The following is an 18,317-nucleotide window of genomic DNA, read 5'->3' on the forward strand; positions in this document are numbered from 1 at the left end:
GCGGCGCATGACCGCCGCCTCACAACGCTGGACCGTGGCTCGCCTGGGCACGGCCCAGACCTTGTCCTGGGCCTCGTCCTACTACCTGCCCGCCATGCTGGCCGTGCCCATGGCGCGCGATCTGGGCGTGGCCACCCCCACCGTGTTCGCAGCGTTCTCGGTGGCGCTCATCGTGTCGGCGTTGCTGGGGCCGGTTGCGGGTCGGACCATCGACCGCCACGGCGGGCGACCGGTGCTGGTGGGCACCAACCTGCTGTTTGCCGCCAGCCTGGCGGGCATGGCGCTGGCGCAGGGCCCCGTGGGCCTGTTTTCCGCCTGGGTGCTGATGGGCGTGGCCATGGGGTCCGGCCTGTACGAGGCCGCGTTTGCCACGCTGGTGCGCCTGTACGGCCAGGGCGCACGCAGTGCCATCACCGGCATCACGCTGATTGCGGGTTTTGCCAGCACCGTGGGCTGGCCGCTGTCGGCCTGGATGGAAGTGCAATGGGGCTGGCGCGGCGCGTGCGTGGGATGGGCAGCATTGCATTTGCTGGTGGGCTTACCGCTGAACGGCTGGTTGCCGCGCATCGCGTCCGAAGAGAAGGGCCCAACCACAGGAGCCGGTACACACTCTTCCACCGCCGCCACAACAGCCACACCTGCATCGCCCGCTCCCGACCACGCGCTGCGCACCACCGTGCTGCTGTCCTTCGTGTTTGCCGTCACCTGGTTCACCAGCACTGCCATGGCGGCCCATCTGCCACGCCTGCTGCAGGCCAGTGGCACATCGTTGCAGACGGCGGTGGCCATGGCGGCGCTCGTGGGTCCGGCCCAAGTGGCGGCGCGCCTGCTGGAGTTTGGCTTCCTGCGCCGCCTGCATCCATTGCTGTCAGCCCAGCTGGCGGCGGTGGCCCACCCGGTGGGCGCGGCCTTGTTGATGGTGGTGGGCGGGCCCGCAGCCGCGGTGTTCACGGTGTTGCACGGGGCCGGCAACGGCATCCTGACCATTGCCAAGGGCACGCTGCCGCTGGTGCTGTTTGGGCCTGCAGGCTACGGCGCCCGCCAGGGCCTCATGATGGTGCCTGCCCGCGTGGCACAGGCCTTTGCCCCCGTGCTGTTCGGCATGCTGATCGATGGTGTGGGCGCTGCCGCCCTGTGGGCCACCACGCTGCTGGGGTTGGCAGCGCTCGGAGCGTTGTGGCTGTTGCGGCCCGTGGCGCAGCGCTGATCAACCGCGCGGCGCCACAAACTCCGCCCGCGCCTTGAGCGCTGGGGCGCGCGAATGGCAACCCTCCAGGTGGTCGTTCACCAGCCCCATGGCCTGCATGAAGGCATACACCGTGGTGGGGCCCACAAAACTCCAGCCGCGTTTTTTCAGGTCCTTGGACATGGCGATGGACGCGGGCGACGTGGACAGGGTGCGCGCCACCTCGCGCGTGAGGCGCTCGGGCCGGTCGGCGGCGGCAGGCTCGTAGCGCCACGCGTAGTGTGCGAGTGAGCCGAACTCGCGCCGCAGCTCCAGCACGCGCCGTGCATTGTTGATGGTGGACTCGATCTTTCCCCGGTGGCGCACAATGGCCGCGTCCTGCACCAGGCGCTCGACATCGGTGGGGCCGAAAGCGGCAACCTGCTCAGCATCGAAGTTCGCAAACGCTGCGCGAAACCCCTCGCGCTTGTTCAGGATGGTCAGCCAGCTCAGGCCCGACTGGAAGCCCTCCAGGCAGATCTTCTCGAACAGCCGCCGGTCGTCCGCCACCGGAAAGCCCCATTCCTGGTCGTGGTAGTGGCGGTAGAAAGGCGTGGCCTGGCACCAGGCACAGCGTGGGCACTGCGCTTCATCGGCGAACAGTCCGGCAGGCAAATCGGCAACAGTGGGGAAGGCGGTGTCGAGAGCGTCGGTCATGGTGTGATTCTGCATGCCCCACGCTGCGGCGCGCCGGTAAAATCCCGGGTTCATTGCGGATGGCCACAACTCTCCGCCGGCAGCCACGAAGACGGGCAGAGAGTGCGATGCGTCAGCAAGAAAACAAAAGGGCAGCCGAACCAGGCGCCACATTCGCACCGCTACGGCAGTGGTTGCGCACAGGGGCGCAGTGGGTCTGGGTGGCGGCATTGCTCACTACCGGCCTTGCGCACGCGGCCCCTGTGGTCATGTTGATTACCGGGCCTTCCAGCCCTGCTGTCCAGAACCAGACCGTCAATGTGACAGTGATCTACGACAGCCCCATGGATACCACGGTGGCGCCTGTGATCTCGTTTCCGACACCCGGAGAAAACGCGCTGGGCTCCATGTCGCCCACGGGCGCATCGTGGCTTGATGCCAACACATTCCAGCAGACTTACCAAACCAGCGCGGTCGTGACGACCATGCTCAATGTGGACGTCGCGGTGTCTGGCGCACGCGATACCAACAGCGAGCTGCAAATGCCCGCATTGCAGGCTGACGTCTTCGGGCTCATGTACGTTCCGCCGCCCAGCGTTATCGATATGGTGGGCTTTATTCTTCCCGACAACACGATCGTGAGCCCGGCGGGCGCGCGCCCCATCACCACGGCGGATGCGGGCAAGGTGGTGCAGTTCTTCGTGCGCTACGACAGGGCGACCGACTACGGGGGCTGCGGCACGACCCTGAACGCTTTCCTGTGCCCGAACATCACCTTCCCGGCTGTGGCGGGGGGCATGCTGGGGTCTTTCAGCAACGTGCAATCCCAATGGGCCAGCCGCACGCTGCTCAGGGTGACGTGGACCATCGCGGAAGGCGGAGACGAGTTCAGCAGCGTGGATGCGCTGATCCCTGGCGGCGTCGGACGCCGCGACGACCCGAACTTCAAGAGCACCGCCCAGTTGCTCACCAGCGTGTTCAGCATCGATACCAAGCGCCCCACGCTCACGGCCCTCGTACCCAGCCAGGGCGCGATCCAGGCGGGGGATGCAGGTGGAAACCTGGCGCTGACCGCGACCTTCAGCGAACCCATGGACACCTCCGTGGCCCCCACGATGGCGGGAGTGGTCTCGGGCGGAGGCGCTGTTCTTGCGCCCGCTGCGGGCAGCTGGCTGGACAGCACCCACTATGTGCAGAACTTCACCATTGGCAACGGCGCGGTCAACACAGCCATCAGCATCCAGGTGAGCGGCGCACTCGACGCCCAGGGCAACCCTCAGAACGCGGCCACGTTCTCAGGCCTGTTCGCGGTCAGCCCGGCTGTGGCGGTGCCAGCACTTTCGCCACAAGCCTTGGCGCTGCTGGCGGCCCTGCTGGCCGGCTCGGCGGCGATGCGCTCGCGGGGCCGACGCAAGGCTGGGTAAGCGGCTCGCGCGCTGCGACTGCCTACATCTACACTGATGTTCCCCCTGGCGCGCGCTGCGCGCCGGCCTGTCCACCCGCCCCCTCCCGTTGCCTGTATGCGCCCGTCCCTTTTGCGCCCCGGTTTTGCGATCGCGCTGGCCAGCCTGGCCCTGGCGGGCTGCGCCAGCACCACCGGACCCGCCAGCATGCTGGGCTACTACTGGCAGTCGGTGCAGGGGCACATGCAGATCATGCAGGCGGCCGAGCCCATTGACCGCTGGATCGCCCGCACCGACATCAGCCCCGCCCTGCGCGAGCGGCTGCAGCTGGCGCAGCGTGCCCGCACCTTTGCCGTGGCCGAGCTGGGCCTGCCCGACAACGCCAGCTACCGCCGCTATGCGGACCTCAAACGCCCCGCCGCCGTGTGGAACGTGGTGGCCGCGCCGCCGTACTCCCTCACGCTGCACACCTGGTGCTTCCCGGTCACGGGTTGCATTGGCTACCGGGGCTACTTCACCGAGGGCGCCGCGCAGGCCGAGGCGGCTGAACTGGCCGCGCAAGGCCTGGAGGTGGAGGTGTATGGCGTGCCCGCGTACTCCACGCTGGGCTACATGAACTGGGCGGGGGGCGATCCGCTGCTCTCCACCTTCATCGCCTGGCCCGAGGGCGACTTTGTGCGCCTGTTGTTCCACGAGCTGGCGCACCAGGTGGTCTATGCCAAGAACGACACCTTGTTCAACGAGTCGTTCGCCACGGCCGTGGAGCGCATCGGCATTGCGCAGTGGCTGGCAACCCAGTCCACCCCGCAGGCGCGCGAGGCGTTTGCCACCAGCGAGGCGCGGCGCAGCGCCTTCCGCGCGCTGACGCGCGCCACACGCGCCCGGCTGGCAGCCATTTATGAACAAAAAGAGGCCCCAGCGCTTGGTGGTAATGCGCTAGCAGCTATGAAAATTGAAGCAATGGAGGCTTTTCGCACCGACTACGCAGCCCTGCGCGCACGCTGGCTGGGTACACCAGGCGGCCCCGCCCCCCAGGCCACCACGGCCCAAGTGACGGGCTACGACCGCTGGGTGGCCAAGGCCAACAACGCCAGCTTTGCCGCCCAGGCCGCCTACGACGAACTGGTGCCCCGATTCGAAGCCCTGTTTGAGCGCGAAGGCCGCGACTGGCCCCGGTTTTATGATGCCGTACGACAACTGACGCAGCAGCCCCAGCCTCAACGCCACGAGGCCTTGCGCGCACTGCGGCCTTCCCAGACAACGCCCTAAGGAGACGACCCATGCCCGACATCCACATCCACCGCGACCACCACCTGGGCTTCAAGGAAGCCCGCAAGGTCGCCTTCTCCTGGGCCGAAAAGGCCGAAGAAAAATTCGACATGGAATGCACCTACGAAGAAGGCGAGAAGGAGGACCTGCTGACCTTCACCCGCTCGGGCGTCAAGGGCACGCTGCTGGTGGATGCCCACCAGTTCGAGATGAAGGCACAGCTCGGTTTTCTGTTCGGCGCGTTCAAGGACCGCATCGAGGCCGAAATTGGCGAACAGCTCGACGCCCTGCTCAATGCGCCCCACCCCGGCGCCAAGAAGCCCGCCGCCGACAAGAAGAAACACGCGGCGGAGGCGGGTGCAGACAAGCCGGCCACCAAAGCAGCGGCGAAACCCGCACCCAAGGCCAAGAAGGCGTAGCCGCCGGGGCCCTGACCATGACATCCACCGCCACGGACTCTGCCACCTACAGCCCGGCATTCGACACCCTCTCCACACTGCTCCACACCCGCTACAGCTGCCGCGCCTTTCTGCCCGAACCCCTGCCACGCGCGACCATCGAGCGCATCCTGGCCACAGCGCAGCGCACGGCCTCGTGGTGCAATGCGCAGCCCTGGCAGCTCACCATTGCCAGTGGCGCCACGCTGGAGCGCCTGCGCAGCGCACTGTCGGCCCACATGGCCACAGCGGCCCCTGCGCCCGACCTGCCCTGGCCCCGCGAATACCGGGGGGTGTACCAGGAGCGGCGGCGCGAATGTGGCTGGGGCCTGTACGAAGCGCTGGGCATTGCCAAGGGCGACCGCGAGGCCTCGGCCCGCCAGGCGGCGCAGAACTTCACGATGTTCGGCGCACCGCATGTGGCCATCATCACCAGCGACGAGGCGCTGGGCGTCTATGGTGCGGTGGACTGCGGCGCGTATGTGAGCAACTTCATGCTGGCCGCGCACAGCCTGGGCGTGGGCTCCATCGCACAGGCTGCGCTGGCCTCCTACCCCGGCGTGCTGCGCGAGGTGCTGGGCATTGGCGAGGACCGCACCATCGTCTGCGGCATCTCGTTCGGCATGGCGGACCCGGAACATCCGGCCAACCATTTCCGCACCACGCGTGCCGATCCGGCGGGCAGCGTGGTGTGGCGGGACTGACCGAGCGGATATCAGGCGGCAGCGCGCAACAAGGGGCTGCGCGTGCGCAGCACCCCGAACAGGTCCTTGGGGTCTGACAGTTCGGGAATCAGTTCGATGGGCTGGCCCATGCCCAACTCGGTGGCCGCGTCGCGCAGGAACCGCAGCGCAGAAAAGTCCTCCAGCGCAAAGCCCACGGAATCGAATACCGTCACCGCCGCATCGCTGGCCCGGCCGGCACGCAGGCCCGCCAGCACTTCCCACAATTCGGTCACGGCAAAGTCGGCCGGCAGTTGCTGGATGTCGCCTTCGATGCGCGTCTGCGGCGCGTATTCGACAAATACCTGCGCCTGGCGCAACACATCGGCATGCAGCTCCGTCTTGCCAGGGCAATCGCCCCCCACTGCGTTGATGTGCATGCCCGGTGCCAGCATGTCGGGCGTGAGGATGGTGGCATTGGTCTTGTCCGCCGTCACCGTGGTCACGATGTCGGCGCCGCGCACGGCCTCGGCCGTGCTGGTGCAGACCACGGTGCGCAGGCCCGTGCCTTGCAGGTTGGCCTGCAGCTTGGCGGTGGCGGCCGGGTCGGTGTCGAACAGCCGCAGGGTGTCGATGCCCAGCAGGTGGTGGAAGGCCAGCGCCTGGAACTCGCTTTGGGCGCCGTTGCCGATCAGCGCCATGGTGCGTGCACCGGGACGGGCCAGAGCGCGGGCGGCCACGGCCGACATGGCGGCGGTGCGCAGGGCGGTGGTGAGGGTGAGCTCACTCAACAGCAGCGGCGCACCCGTGGCCACATCGGCCAGCACGCCAAACGCCATCACCGTGGACAAGCCCCAGCGCGTGTTCTTGGGGTGACCGTTGACGTACTTGAACGCATAGGTCTGGTCGTCGGCAATGGGCATCAGCTCGATCACGCCGTCGCGCGAATGGCTGGCCACACGCGCCGATTTGTCGAAGGCGTTCCAGCGCAGGTAGTCGGCATGCAGGTAGTCGGCCATGCCGCGCAGGCAGGCCTCGACGCCCTTGCGTTGCACCAATGCGATGACATCGGGCGCACTGAGGTAAAGGGTGGAAAAGTGATTTTTGGAAGGCATGGTGCTTGTCTCCGGGTGGGATAGAAGCAGTGTCCTGGAGCGTCGCAGCAATGGGAATCGCCCAAACTGCCGCATATTGCAGGCCAGTTTGCCGGTATGGCAGGGGAAATTGCCACTTTGCACAATAGCCGGCGCCCACGCTCTGGTGGCGTGGGCGCGCTATCCTCCCCCTACCGGGCGCAATCTATGCCCTTCCGACAACATTCCGCACCATGACGCCTTCGGACATCCTCATCAGCGAAGTCGGTCCACGCGACGGCCTGCAGTCCGTGAAGGCCACCATGCCCACTGCCGACAAGCTGCGCTGGATTGATGCGCTGGTGGCGGCCGGCCTGCGCGAGATCGAAGTCGGCTCGTTTGTCCCGGCGCGCCTGCTGCCCCAGATGGCCGATGTGGCCGAGGTGGTGCGCCATGCGCTGGCCCACCCCGGCGTCACCGTGATGGCGCTGGCGCCCAACCTGCGCGGCGCCGAGGCAGCCTTGGCGGCGGGTGTGCACAAGGTCACGCTGCCGGTGTCGGCCAGCGCCGCACATTCGCAGGCCAATGTGCGCAAGACGCGCGAGGCCATGGTCGAGGAAGTGCGCGCCGTGGTCCACCTGCGCGATACACAGGCTCCCGCCATGCTGGTGGAGGTGGGGTTGTCCACGGCCTTTGGCTGCACGCTGCAGGGCGAGGTGCCCGAGGACGATGTGATCTGGCTTGCGGGCCTGTGCGCCGAGGCGGGCGCCGACGAGGTGGGGCTGTCCGACACCACCGGCATGGCCAACCCGGCGCAGGTGCGCCGCCTGTTCACGCGCCTGCGCGCCGAGCTGGGCACCCGGGCCGGGGCGGCCCACATGCACAACACGCGGGGCCTGGGGCTGGCCAATTGCCTGGCGGCCTACGACGTGGGGGTGCGCACGTTCGATGCGTCTCTGGGCGGCCTGGGCGGCTGTCCCTATGCGCCGGGCGCATCGGGCAACGTGGTGACAGAAGACCTGGTGTTCATGTTCGAGGCCATGGGCATTGGCACGGGTGTCGACCTGGAGCGCCTTATGGCCGCACGTGCGCCGCTGCAGGTGGGGCTGCCTGGCGAGCCGATCTATGGCATGACGCCAGAGGCGGGGCTGCCCAAAGGGTGGGCGCCCGGCGCAATGCGCCGTTGAAGCTGTTGTCCTGGAATGCAAAAAAGGCGACCTCGGTCGCCTTTTTGTCTTTCTGGCCAGGCGGCCAGACGCGTGGGTGTCAGCTCAGCGAGGTGATCAGGTCGATGTACTGCTGCTTGGCTGCATCGGCCTCGGTGCCCTTGAGGTTGTTCCAGGCATCCCACTTGGCACGGCCCACCATGTCGGAGAAGCTGGGTTTCTTCTCGGTGTTATCGCCAGTCGTGGCCTGCTTGTACAGCGCGTAGATCTTGAGCAGCGTGGCGTTGTCGGGGCGCTCGCTGAGGTTCTTGGAATTGGCCACAGCGGCTTCGAAGGTGGCGTTCAGGTCGGCCATGTCGGTTGCTCCTTGGATGGAAATCGAAAGATGAGGAAGGGGGAGGGAAAGAACGGTGTTGGCAAGAGGTTGCTGCGTTGTATCTTACGGGCTGCGCGCCGCGCCAAGCGGTGCGATCCATAGAGGCAAGCCCCCAAAAAACACGGCTTGTGCCAACCGGGATGAAGCCACGTGCTGGTTCCTTGCCAGGAAACGGGCGATTCATCCTTGTTTGCGCCAGTCCTTACAAACACAACAGGTGTACATCTGATGGTGACCCGCATTCCCGCCCCCAGCGCCACCGCCCTCGAAGGCGCAGCCCCCACCTTGCGCAAGGTGCGCGCCCAGGCCCCCGATGTGGCCCGCAGAGCCGCCCAGGCCCTGCCCCCGGCCGCCCGCAAGGCCGCCACCGTGGTGCAGAAGAACGTACGCCGCGCCGCCACCGGCATGCTGGGCCTGTCGGGCGAGCGCATGAGCAAGGTCGATACCGCCTGGCTGCGCATGGACTCGCACAGCAACCTCATGATGATCAACGGCGTGTGGACCCTCTCGCCCGGCATCGGCTGGGACGCGCTTTGCGAACGCGTGCAGCAGCGCCTGCTGCAGTACCCGCGTTTTCGCCAGCGTGTGGTGGAAGACGCGGCGGGCGCCACTTGGGTGGAAGACCGCAACTTCGACATCGCTGCCCACGTGCTGCGGGAGAAGCTGCCCCACCAGAAAGGCCACAGCATGCAGCGCGCGCTGCAGGACCGTGTGGGCGAACTCGCCATGCAGCCGCTGGATGCGCGCCGCCCCCTGTGGCAGATGCACCTGATCGAAGACTTCGTGGGCGACGACGGTCAGCCGGGCAGTGCGCTCATCGTGCGCATCCACCACTGCATTGCGGATGGCATCGCGCTGATCTCGGTGACCATGTCGCTGGTCGATGGCGGCTCCGAGCCACCCAAACGCAAGCCGCGCGCGGACAAAGAGGCCGCCACGGCCGAGGACTGGATCGCCGACGCACTCATCAAGCCCTTTACTGGCCTCACGGTGAAGGCGCTGGACCTGGCAGGCGATAGCGCGGCCAAGTCGCTGCAGATGCTGGGCGACCCAGAAAAAGCCATGCACCACGGGCTGGCCGGCACCATGGACATGGCGCGCGTGGCCTACCAGCTGGTCAGCGATGCCGCCGCTCTCGCGCTGATGCCCGACGACTCGCCCACGCGCCTGAAGGGCCAGCCGGGCAGCGCAAAGCGCGTGGCGTGGTGCCCGCCCATTCCGCTGGAAGAGGTCAAGGCCATCGGCAAGGCGCTCAACTGCTCGATCAACGATGTGCTGCTGTCCTGCGTGGCAGGGGCCATCGGCGGCTACCTGCGCAGCCAGGGCGACGATCCCACAGGCCAGGAAATCCGCGCCATGATCCCCGTCAACCTGCGCCCCATGGAAGAAGCCTGGAAGCTGGGCAACCGCTTCGGCCTGGTGCCCCTGGTGCTTCCCATCGGCATGGCCAACCCGGTGGAGCGCGTGTACGAGGTGCGCAAGCGCATGAACGCGCTCAAGGGCAGCACCCAGCCCATCCTGGCGTTTGCCATGCTGGCCGTGGCGGGCCTGATGATCAAACCCGCCCAGGACGCATTGCTCAACCTGTTTGGCCGCAAGACCACGGCGGTGATGACCAACGTGCCCGGCCCCAAGGAGCAGCTCACGCTGTGCGGCTCGCGCGTCACGCAGTGCATGTTCTGGGTGCCGCAGTCGGGCGACATCGGCCTCGGGGTCTCCATCCTGAGCTATGGCGGCGGCGTGCAATTTGGCGTGATCACCGACACCACCCTGTGCCCCGAGCCGCAGCGGATCATCGATGCCTTTGCGCCCGAGTTCGACCAGCTGTCGCTGCTCACGCTGATGCTGCCGTGGGGCGAATGAGGTGGCGATCAGCTGAGAACCCTGCGGCACTTCGCGGCCTGGTCGCCCCTGCGCGGCGATCTCTGGTGAAAAACACCGCCCTGCCGCTCGCGCTATGGACGGCGGGGGCCTGCGCGCAGGCGGCCGTGATCGAGGAGCATGCAGAGCGCCCGTATGCCGTGAATGCACACCCCTCCGAAACGCTGCGGCAGGCACTCAACGCAGCCACCCCCATCACCACGAACGGGCAGCGCTTTCACGGCCACACCCGGTGGAATGTCCGCTGGACCTTCCGCTGGCAAAGCGAAGCATCAGGCCAGTGCCGCATCACGGAGGTCACTACACGTTTGCGCACCGAAGTGCAGTTGCCTGAGTTGCGGCGCGCCACCCCCTCCCAGCAGGCGGTGTTTGACCGATACGTGCCAGCCCTGTCACGCCACGAGCAAGGCCACGTGCAGTTCGGCCGCGACGCCGCCCGTGCCGTCGACCAAGGCATTGCACAACTTCCTGCCGCATCCGATTGCGCGGCGCTGGAGCGCCAGGCCAATGAGCTTGGCCACCGTCTGCTGCGCGAACATGCAGAGCGCGAGAAACAGTACGACCGCGACACGCGCCACGGCGCATCCCAAGGCGCCAAGCTGGAGTGAGCCAGCCAAGAACGAACGAACTAAGCAAGCAAGCAGGCTTGTGCGTTATCCCCGTACCGCACTGCGGAAAGCCGCCGACAGCGCTCCCAGCGCATCGCGCGGGCGGCCGTCCGTGATGCGTGTGTGTAGCAGCACCGGCAGGCGCGGCAGCTCGGGCAAGCCCAGGCGCGTGCCGACCTCCACCGCCCCTAGCGGCAGCATGCGCGGCGCAAGCGCCGCCACGCCCAGCCCGGCCATCACCGCTGCAGTCACCGCGGCGATCCCCCCACCCACAAAAACCTCGGCCCACGCGATGCCCGCCGCGTCGAGCGACCGCCCCGCCATCGCCCTCACACCGCAGGGCTCGGCCAGCGTGGCCAGCGGCAGCGGCTCSCCCGCGCGGTGCTGCCAGCCGGGGGCCGCAAACCAGCCAAACGGTTCCTCGGCCAGCAGCTCGCCGTCGCTGCGGCCCACATGCATGCGGGCCAGCACGGCATCGAGCTCGCGCCGGTCGTAGGCCTGCAGCAGGTCGCCCGACGACCCGATGCGGATCTCGATCAACAGCTGCGGGTCTTGCGCATTCATGCGGGCGATCAGCGCGGGCAGCTCGGGCCCGGCCACGTGGTCGCTGATGCCGATGGTCAGGCGCTGGCGGGCCTGAACGAAAGAGGCCAATGCGCGGTCGTGCACGGCCAGAAGCTCGCGGGCATGTTCGAGAAACGCCGCGCCCCGGGCCGACAGCTGCACGTGCCGCGGCGTGCGTTCGATCAGCCTGCAGCCCAGGCGCGCCTCCAGCCGCTGCAGCTTGAGGCTGACGGCGGCCTGCGCCGTGCCCATGGCCTCGGCCGCGCGGGTGAAGCTGCCCAGCTCGGCAATGCGCACAAAGGCCTCGACGGCATCGAGGTCCAGGGATCGCTCAACCATTTGATTTCGACATTTCTGAAATAGATATCCATAGCATATTCATATGGATAGCATTTCGCCAGCCTCTTCCTTTTTGTTGTTGTTCACCAAGGACCCTGCGATGCCCCTCATCCACATTGCCATGCGCGCCGGCAAGCCCGCGGCCTACCGCCAGGCCATCTTTGACACGCTGTACCGCGCGATGCGCGAGACCTTCAACGTGCCCGAGGACGACCAGTTCATGACCATCACCGAGCACGACGCCGCGAACTTCCGCTACAGCCCCACCTACCTGGGCGTGGCGCGAAGCGACGACGTGGTGTTCATCCAGATCACCGCCAACAACACGCGCGGGGCGGAGCAGAAGAAGGCGCTGCTCGCGCGCATCGCCCAATTGCTGGGCGAGAGCCCGGGCCTTAGGCCTGAGGACGTGTTCGTGAACATCGTGGAAGTGGCCAAGGAGAACTGGTCGTTCGGACACGGCCTGGCACAGTACGCGCAGCCTGCGTAGCGCAGCACCCGGCACCCGCAGCCCAGGTGGGCGGCAGAGGCCTCAGGCCGCCGCCAGCGACGCGGACAGCTCCCACACCGCCTCGGCCATGGGCGACATTTCGGCGCGCTGGCGGTACAGGCGGATCTGCACCGGCAGGCTCCAGTCGCTGCCGCCCGCGGCAACCAGCGTGCCGGCCTTGAGCTCATCGGTGATCAGGCTCTCGGGCAGCCAGGCCACGCCACGGCCTTCGAGCGCCATGGTCTTGAGCAACACCGCATGGTGCGCGGTGAAAACCACCGACACGCCCTGCGGCATGGCGGCGTCCGGCCCTTCGCTGAACAGGTGGCGCATGCGCGACCGCATGATGCGGCCCAGCCCCGAGGCCTCGCTGTAGGCCAGCACGGGCACCGGGTCCTTCTGCACGATGGCGTGCAGCGGCTGGCCGGGCGACGCCGGGGCGGGCGCGCTCACCGGCAGCAGCACATCGTCCGACAGGCGCAGCACCGGGTACTGCGCCTCGTCCAGCCGGCCCGGCACATCGGGGTGGCCGTGGCACAGCACGAACTGCACGCGGCGCTGCAGCATCAGGTCCTCGCAGGCATGCGAGCTGTCGGACATGGTCTGGATGGGGCCCATCTGCAACCGGGCTTCGATGCCCACCAGCCAGCGCGGAAAGAAGGTGAGCGACAGCACGTGCGTGGCCGCAAAGCGCAGGCTGGCGGCGGCCACGTCGTGCGCGGCGCGGGCCTTGATGCGCGCGGCTTCCAGGTTGGCCAGGATGGTCTCGAGCAGCGGCAGGAACCGCTGCCCAGCCGGCGTGAGCGCCGCGGGGTGCGCGCTGCGGTCGAACAGCTCGACGCCCACCCAGTCCTCCAGCGCCCGGATGTGGCGGCTGAACGCGGGCTGGGCAATCGAGCGCGCCTCGGCCGCGCGCGAGAAATTGCCGGTCTCGGCCAGGGCCAGAAAGTCCTCCAGCCACTCCAGATCCAGCGGTCGGTTGCCAGGGCCCATGGGTGCGTTCCTGCCTTGCGATAGTTGTATGCGATTGAAGTATTGGACCGCTGGCGCGCCACGGGAAATGATCCACCCCGTCGTTCACCCGCTTTCCCTTACGGAGACAAAAAAGCATGCCTGCCATCTCGAATTATCGCGGGATCATCCCCGCCATCTCGTGCCCCTTCACCCCGAACCACCGCATCGACGAGCCCGCGCTGCGCAAGCTCGCGTCCTGGCTGGCGGGCCACGAGGGCGTGGTGGCCATCATGACCAACGGCCACACGGGCGAGGTCTTTTCGCTGACGCCGGCCGAGCGCGCGGAGGTCACCCGCATCGTGGCCGACGAGCTCAAGGGCCTGGCACGGCCTGTGCCGGTCATCTCCTCCATCGTCTGCGAAGGCCTGGCCGATGCGGCAGAGCATGCCCGCGCCGCCGTCGAGGCGGGCGCGGTGGCGCTCGACGTGATGCCCCCGCACCACTGGCTGCGCTTTGGCTTCACGCCCGGCCACGCACTGCAGTACTTCGAGGCCATCCACCAGGCTGCACCCAGCGCCGACCTGGTCTGCCACGTCTACCCCGCCTGGACGCGAGCCTCGTACTCGTCGCAGTTGCTGGCCGACCTGGCCCGGCTGCCCTATCTGCAGGCCTTCAAGGTGGGCCAGCGCGACATGAACAAGTACGCCCGCGACATCCAGGCGATCCGCGAGGCCGATGCGTCCAAGGCCATCCTGACCTGCCACGACGAGTACCTGCTCGCCTCGATGGTGCAGGGCGTGGACGGCGCGCTGGTGGGCTTTGCCACGTTCATCCCGCAGCTCATCATCGACTTGTGGAACGCGGTGAAGGCCGGTGATTTGAAGAGGGCCATGGCAGTACAGGCCGTCATCACGCCGCTGAAGGACGCGGTATACGGCGGCGGCGAGCCTACCGGCGAGGCCCATGCCCGCATGAAAGGCGGCATGTACCTGGCCGGCGTGCTGGACGACGCCACCGTGCGCCCACCGACCGAGGCGCCCAACGCGAAGGAAGTCGAAGCCCTGCGCGCTGCGGTGAAGCAGGCGGGTCTGCTCAAGCGCTGAGTGATGGATGTGGGCGGGGGATTTTGAATCCCCCGCGTTGGTAGTTCTCGAACAAAAAGACCGGAGACAAGACACCATGCGACGCAATCAATTTCTCAGCATCACCCTGCGCACCGCCCTGGGCACCGCCACGCTCGCAATGACAGCCAGCAGCTTTGCGCAGGCCTACCCCACAAAGCCGGTGCGGGTGGTCATCCCCTTCCCGCCCGGCGGCACGCTCGACACCGTGGGCCGCCAGCTGGCGCAAAAGCTCGGCGAGCAGATGGGCCAGAACTTCATCGTCGAGAACAAGCCCGGCGGCAACGGCGTGATCGGCGGCGACGTGGTGGCCAAGGCGCCGGCCGACGGCTACACGCTGCTGTTCAACGCGTCCACCTTCACCACCGCGCCCATGACCATGAAGTCCGTTCCCTACGGCGTGGTCAAGGACTTCACGCCCGTGGCGCTGGTGGCCAAGGCGCCGCTGTCGGTGGCCATCAACAAGAACCTGCCCGTCACCGACATCAAGTCGCTGATGGCGTACGCCAAGGCCAACCCCGGCAAGATGACCTTCGCCGTGGGCTCCATCGGGTCGGCCGGTCACCTGTCGACCGAGCTCTTGAAGCGCGCCGGCCAGCTCGACTACCTGATCGTGCCGTACAAGGGCACGGCGCCTGCGTTCCAGGACCTGATCGGCGGGCAGATAGACGGTTTCATCGACCCGATCCTCGGCTCGCTGCAGTACCACAAGAGCGGCATGCTGCGCGTGGTGGCCGTCACCTCCGCGCAGCGCGCGGCCAGCCTGCCCGACGTGCCCACGGTGGGCGAGATGATTCCGGGCTACGAGTTCTACAGCTGGTATGGCCTGTGGGGCCCGGCCAAGCTGCCGGCCGACATCACCCAGCGGCTGAACACCGAGGTGAACAAGGCCCTGGCCGAGATGACACCCAAGCTGCGCGAGCAGGGGCTGCTCACCACGCCGGGCAGCATCGAGGACTTCGCCAAGTTCCAGCGCAGCGACATGGAGCGGTCCCAGAGGATCGTCACCGAGGGCAATATCCGTGTCGAGTAAAGCCCGCCACGCCGTGGTCACCGGCTCCAGCAGCGGCATAGGCCGCAGCATCGCCGAATCGCTGCTGGCAGACGGCTGGCGTGTGAGCGGTCTGGACGTTGCGCAGCCGTCGATCGTCGATCCATCGTTCACCCACACGCCCGTCAACCTGGCCGAAGGCGCCGACATCGCCCGCGTGGCCGCTGCCCTGCCCGCGGTGGACGCGCTGGTCCATGCGGCCGGCGTGCTGCGCGTGGGGCCGCTGGGCCAGCTCGACCATGCGGGCGGCGAGCTGATGTGGCGCCTGCATGTGGACGCCGCCACGCGCCTGGCCGATGCCATCGTGCCCGGCATGGCCCAGCGCGGCCGAGGACGCGTGGTGTTCATCGGCAGCCGCGTGGCGCAAGGCATGGCCGGGCGCGGGCAGTACGCCGCGACCAAGGCTGCGTTGATCGCGCTGGCACGCAGCTGGGCGGCCGAGGTGGCCGCGCAGGGTGTGACGGTGAATGTCGTCTCGCCCGCAGCCACGGCCACCAGCATGTTGAACGACCCGGCGCGCGCCGGGAGTGCGCCGCGCCTTCCGCCCATTGGCCGGCTGATCGAGCCGGCCGAGATCGCCGCGCTGGTGGGCTTTCTTCTCTCCGACCCTGCTGCGGCCATCACGGGGCAGGACATCGCGATCTGCGGAGGCTCGTCGCTCGCCCGCTGATCGTTTGCCGCCTTTCATTTTTTTGTTTTATCCACCACCACGACCACCATGAAGATCGTCAACATCCTCGAATCGACCCGTCCCATCAAGTCGGACATCCGCAACGCCTACATCGACTTCTCGAAGATGACGCTCAGCCTGGTGGCCGTGGTCACCGACGTGATCCGCGACGGCAAGCCGGTGATCGGCTACGGCTTCAACTCCAACGGCCGCTACGGCCAGGGCGCGCTGATGCGTGACCGCTTCATCCCGCGCGTGCTGGAGGCCGAACCCGGCAGCCTGCTGGATGAGACCGGCGAAAACCTCGACCCGCACAAGGTCTGGGCCCGCATGATGATCAACGAGAAGCCCGGCGGCCACGGCGAGCGCTCGGTGGCCGTGGGCACCATCGACATGGCCGTGTGGGACGCCACGGCAAAGATCGCGGGCAAGCCGCTGTTCCAGCTGCTGGCCGAGCGCTACGGCAACGGCACGCCCAACCCGCGCGTGTTCGTCTATGCCGCTGGCGGCTACTACTACCCCGGCAAGGGGCTTGAGGCGCTGCAGCGTGAAATGGAAAGCTACCTGGCGCGCGGCTACTCGGTGGTGAAGATGAAGATCGGCGGCGCCACGCTGGCCGAAGACTGCGAGCGCATCGAGTCGGTGCTCAAGATCCTGGGCCCGGGCCAGCAACTGGCGGTGGACGCCAACGGCCGGTTCGACCTGCAGACCGCCATCGAGTACGGCAAGGCCCTGTCGCAGTACCCGCTGTTCTGGTACGAAGAGGCCGGCGACCCGCTGGACTATGAGCTGCAGGCCAAGCTGGGCGAGGTCTACAAAGGCCCCATGGCCACGGGCGAGAACCTGTTCTCGATGCAGGACGCGCGCAACCTGATCCGCCACGGCGGCATGCACAAGGACCGCGACTGGCTGCAGTTCGACTGCGCACTGAGCTACGGCCTGGTGGAGTACCTGCGCACGCTCGACATGCTCAAGGAACACGGCTGGTCCCCCAGCCGCTGCATCCCCCACGGCGGCCACCAGATGTCACTGGCGATTGCCGCGGGCCTGGGCCTGGGCGGCAACGAGAGCTACCCCGACCTGTTCCAGCCCTACGGCGGGTTCCCTGACGGCGTGAAGGTCGAGAACGGCTACGTCACGCTGCCGCCACTGCCGGGCATCGGCTTCGAGGGCAAGTCGGACCTGATCGCGGAGATGCGCGCGCTGGCGTCTTGACAGTGAAATGGGGCTCCAGCGCTTGTTGAGCAATAGCTGGCAGCTATGAAATTTGAAGTGGCCGCGTTGGCGGCCACTTCAGTTTCCGATGTCTGACGGAGTCACCCAGCGGGCGCAACACCAAGACAATCCGGCTGGCGTTACGCCACGGCGAGCCGTTCCTTGGCCAGCTTTGTGCCCTCTGCCAGCGCTTTCAGCTTGCGCCAGGCGACGTCCCGCCCCATGGGCGCCAGACCACAATTTGTGCAAGGGAACAGCCGCTCCTTGGGCACGAACTCCAGTGCCCGGGCGATGGTGTCCGCCACCTCCTCGGGGGTTTCGACCACATCGCTCGCCACATCGATCACGCCAACCATCACGTCCTTGCCGGCCAGCAGCTTCATCAGGTCGGGCGGCACATGGGAATGGATACATTCCAGGCTCACCTGGTCGATGCTGCTCTTGGCCAGCGCGGGGAACACTGCCTCGTACTGGCGCCATTCGTCGCCCAGGGTGCTCTTCCAGTCGGTGTTGGCCTTGATGCCGTAGCCGTAGCAGATGTGCACCGCCGTCGTGCAGGTCAGGCCCTGCGCTGCGCGCTCCAGCGCCTGAACGCCCCAGTCGGCGGCGTCCTTCATGTAGACGTTGAAGGCGGGTTCGTCGAACTGGATGATGTCCACGCCATCGGCCTGCAGCGCCAGCGCTTCCTGGTTGAGCAGCTCCGCAAACGCGAAGGCCATCTTGACCTTGTCTCCGTAAAAGCGGTCTGCCACGGTGTCGACGATGGTCATCGGGCCGGGCAGGGTGAACTTCAGTTTTTTGCTGGTGTGTGCGCGCGCCAGTTGTGCCTCGAAGGCATGCACGCGGCCCTTCAGGCGCAGGGCCGAGACCACCTGAGGCACCATCGCGTCGTAGCGGTTGTCGCGGATGCCCATCTTCACCTTGTGCTCGAAGTCGATGCCTTCGACCTGCTCGAGGAAGCCGTGCACAAAGTGCTGGCGCGATTGCTCGCCGTCGCCCACGATGTCCAGGCCCGCGTCTTCCTGGGCCTTGATCCACAGCAGGGTGGCGTCGGCCTTGGCCTGGCGCAGCGCATCGCCCTCGGCCATCCACTGCGGCCAGAGCTTGTTGGTTTCAGCCAGCCAGGCGGGTTTGGGCAGGCTGCCTGCGATGGAGGTTTCAAACATCTGACAATTCC

19 protein-coding genes are annotated in these 18,317 nt (G+C 67.3%); 13 read left to right on the forward strand and 6 right to left on the reverse strand.

Features of this window, described 5'->3' with window-relative positions; translation table 11 throughout:
* Positions 1-7 precede the first annotated feature (7 nt).
* A complete protein-coding gene (locus ASE39_RS18210) occupies positions 8-1,207 on the forward strand; it encodes an MFS transporter (protein WP_057272041.1) in 1,200 nt (399 codons plus the stop codon).
* Here ASE39_RS18210 and ASE39_RS18215 read toward each other — a convergent pair whose 3' ends face one another.
* On the reverse strand, positions 1,208-1,882 hold the full coding sequence (locus ASE39_RS18215) for a DNA-3-methyladenine glycosylase I (protein WP_057272132.1): 675 nt from the start codon (positions 1,880-1,882) through the stop codon (positions 1,208-1,210).
* A gap of 299 nt (positions 1,883-2,181) precedes the next feature.
* On the opposite strand from ASE39_RS18215, the gene ASE39_RS18220 reads away from it, so the two are divergent.
* The 4 genes from ASE39_RS18220 (at position 2,182) to ASE39_RS18235 (ending at position 5,674) form a co-directional block, all read left to right on the forward strand.
* Positions 2,182-3,285: an IPTL-CTERM sorting domain-containing protein gene (locus ASE39_RS18220; RefSeq protein ID WP_206779134.1), complete on the forward strand. Its 1,104-nt coding sequence runs from the start codon at positions 2,182-2,184 to the stop codon at positions 3,283-3,285.
* Between the two features lie 96 nt (positions 3,286-3,381).
* Positions 3,382-4,533 carry an aminopeptidase gene (locus ASE39_RS18225; RefSeq protein ID WP_057272043.1) on the forward strand — a complete coding sequence of 384 codons (1,152 nt, stop codon included), beginning with the start codon at positions 3,382-3,384 and terminating at the stop codon, positions 4,531-4,533.
* 11 nt (positions 4,534-4,544) lie between these two features.
* Positions 4,545-4,952, forward strand: coding sequence for a polyhydroxyalkanoic acid system family protein (locus ASE39_RS18230; RefSeq protein WP_057272044.1), 408 nt, complete (start codon positions 4,545-4,547; stop codon positions 4,950-4,952).
* A gap of 17 nt (positions 4,953-4,969) precedes the next feature.
* A complete protein-coding gene (locus ASE39_RS18235) occupies positions 4,970-5,674 on the forward strand; it encodes a nitroreductase (protein ID WP_057272045.1) in 705 nt (234 codons plus the stop codon).
* 11 nt (positions 5,675-5,685) lie between these two features.
* On the opposite strand, the gene ASE39_RS18240 is transcribed toward ASE39_RS18235, so the two are convergent.
* The gene (locus ASE39_RS18240) at positions 5,686-6,747 is read right to left on the reverse strand and encodes an ornithine cyclodeaminase (RefSeq protein WP_057272046.1); all 1,062 of its coding nucleotides are present in this window, start codon (positions 6,745-6,747) and stop codon (positions 5,686-5,688) included.
* A 212-nt stretch (positions 6,748-6,959) separates the two neighbouring features.
* Between ASE39_RS18240 and ASE39_RS18245 the strand changes: the two genes are divergently transcribed.
* Positions 6,960-7,892: a hydroxymethylglutaryl-CoA lyase gene (locus tag ASE39_RS18245; RefSeq protein ID WP_057272047.1), complete on the forward strand. Its 933-nt coding sequence runs from the start codon at positions 6,960-6,962 to the stop codon at positions 7,890-7,892.
* Between the two features lie 79 nt (positions 7,893-7,971).
* On the opposite strand, the gene ASE39_RS18250 is transcribed toward ASE39_RS18245, so the two are convergent.
* Positions 7,972-8,226: an acyl-CoA-binding protein gene (locus ASE39_RS18250; RefSeq protein ID WP_010462918.1), complete on the reverse strand. Its 255-nt coding sequence runs from the start codon at positions 8,224-8,226 to the stop codon at positions 7,972-7,974.
* Between the two features lie 249 nt (positions 8,227-8,475).
* On the opposite strand from ASE39_RS18250, the gene ASE39_RS18255 reads away from it, so the two are divergent.
* Both ASE39_RS18255 and ASE39_RS18260 read left to right on the forward strand, forming a co-directional pair.
* Positions 8,476-10,110 (forward strand): wax ester/triacylglycerol synthase family O-acyltransferase, encoded by a 1,635-nt coding sequence (locus ASE39_RS18255; protein ID WP_057272048.1) that lies wholly within the window; start codon positions 8,476-8,478, stop codon positions 10,108-10,110.
* A 65-nt stretch (positions 10,111-10,175) separates the two neighbouring features.
* Complete coding sequence (locus tag ASE39_RS18260) at positions 10,176-10,736, forward strand: DUF922 domain-containing protein (RefSeq protein ID WP_057229482.1); 561 nt, start codon at positions 10,176-10,178, stop codon at positions 10,734-10,736.
* Positions 10,737-10,781: 45 nt separating this feature from the next.
* On the opposite strand, the gene ASE39_RS18265 is transcribed toward ASE39_RS18260, so the two are convergent.
* Complete coding sequence (locus ASE39_RS18265) at positions 10,782-11,639, reverse strand: LysR substrate-binding domain-containing protein (protein ID WP_057272049.1); 858 nt, start codon at positions 11,637-11,639, stop codon at positions 10,782-10,784.
* Positions 11,640-11,739: 100 nt separating this feature from the next.
* Here ASE39_RS18265 and ASE39_RS18270 point away from each other — a divergent pair, with 100 nt between their 5' ends.
* Positions 11,740-12,129: a tautomerase family protein gene (locus ASE39_RS18270; protein WP_057272133.1), complete on the forward strand. Its 390-nt coding sequence runs from the start codon at positions 11,740-11,742 to the stop codon at positions 12,127-12,129.
* Positions 12,130-12,171: 42 nt separating this feature from the next.
* Here ASE39_RS18270 and ASE39_RS18275 read toward each other — a convergent pair whose 3' ends face one another.
* Positions 12,172-13,122: a LysR family transcriptional regulator gene (locus ASE39_RS18275; protein WP_057272050.1), complete on the reverse strand. Its 951-nt coding sequence runs from the start codon at positions 13,120-13,122 to the stop codon at positions 12,172-12,174.
* Between the two features lie 116 nt (positions 13,123-13,238).
* On the opposite strand from ASE39_RS18275, the gene ASE39_RS18280 reads away from it, so the two are divergent.
* From ASE39_RS18280 to ASE39_RS18295, 4 genes are all read left to right on the forward strand, one after another.
* The gene (locus tag ASE39_RS18280; RefSeq protein WP_057272051.1) at positions 13,239-14,186 is read left to right on the forward strand and encodes a dihydrodipicolinate synthase family protein; all 948 of its coding nucleotides are present in this window, start codon (positions 13,239-13,241) and stop codon (positions 14,184-14,186) included.
* Positions 14,187-14,262: 76 nt separating this feature from the next.
* Positions 14,263-15,237, forward strand: a complete 975-nt coding sequence (locus ASE39_RS18285) for a tripartite tricarboxylate transporter substrate binding protein (RefSeq protein WP_057272052.1) — start codon at positions 14,263-14,265, stop codon at positions 15,235-15,237.
* Positions 15,227-15,925, forward strand: a complete 699-nt coding sequence (locus tag ASE39_RS18290) for an SDR family oxidoreductase (RefSeq protein WP_199864303.1) — start codon at positions 15,227-15,229, stop codon at positions 15,923-15,925. Before ASE39_RS18285 ends, ASE39_RS18290 begins: the two co-directional genes overlap by 11 nt.
* A 48-nt stretch (positions 15,926-15,973) precedes the next feature.
* Positions 15,974-17,140, forward strand: coding sequence for a mandelate racemase/muconate lactonizing enzyme family protein (locus ASE39_RS18295; protein ID WP_057272054.1), 1,167 nt, complete (start codon positions 15,974-15,976; stop codon positions 17,138-17,140).
* 140 nt (positions 17,141-17,280) lie between these two features.
* On the opposite strand, the gene ASE39_RS18300 is transcribed toward ASE39_RS18295, so the two are convergent.
* A complete protein-coding gene (locus ASE39_RS18300) occupies positions 17,281-18,306 on the reverse strand; it encodes a methionine synthase (RefSeq protein ID WP_057229497.1) in 1,026 nt (341 codons plus the stop codon).
* Positions 18,307-18,317 lie beyond the last annotated feature (11 nt).

The organism is Acidovorax sp. Root267 (assembly GCF_001429215.1).
Lineage (GTDB): Bacteria > Pseudomonadota > Gammaproteobacteria > Burkholderiales > Burkholderiaceae_C > Acidovorax > Acidovorax radicis.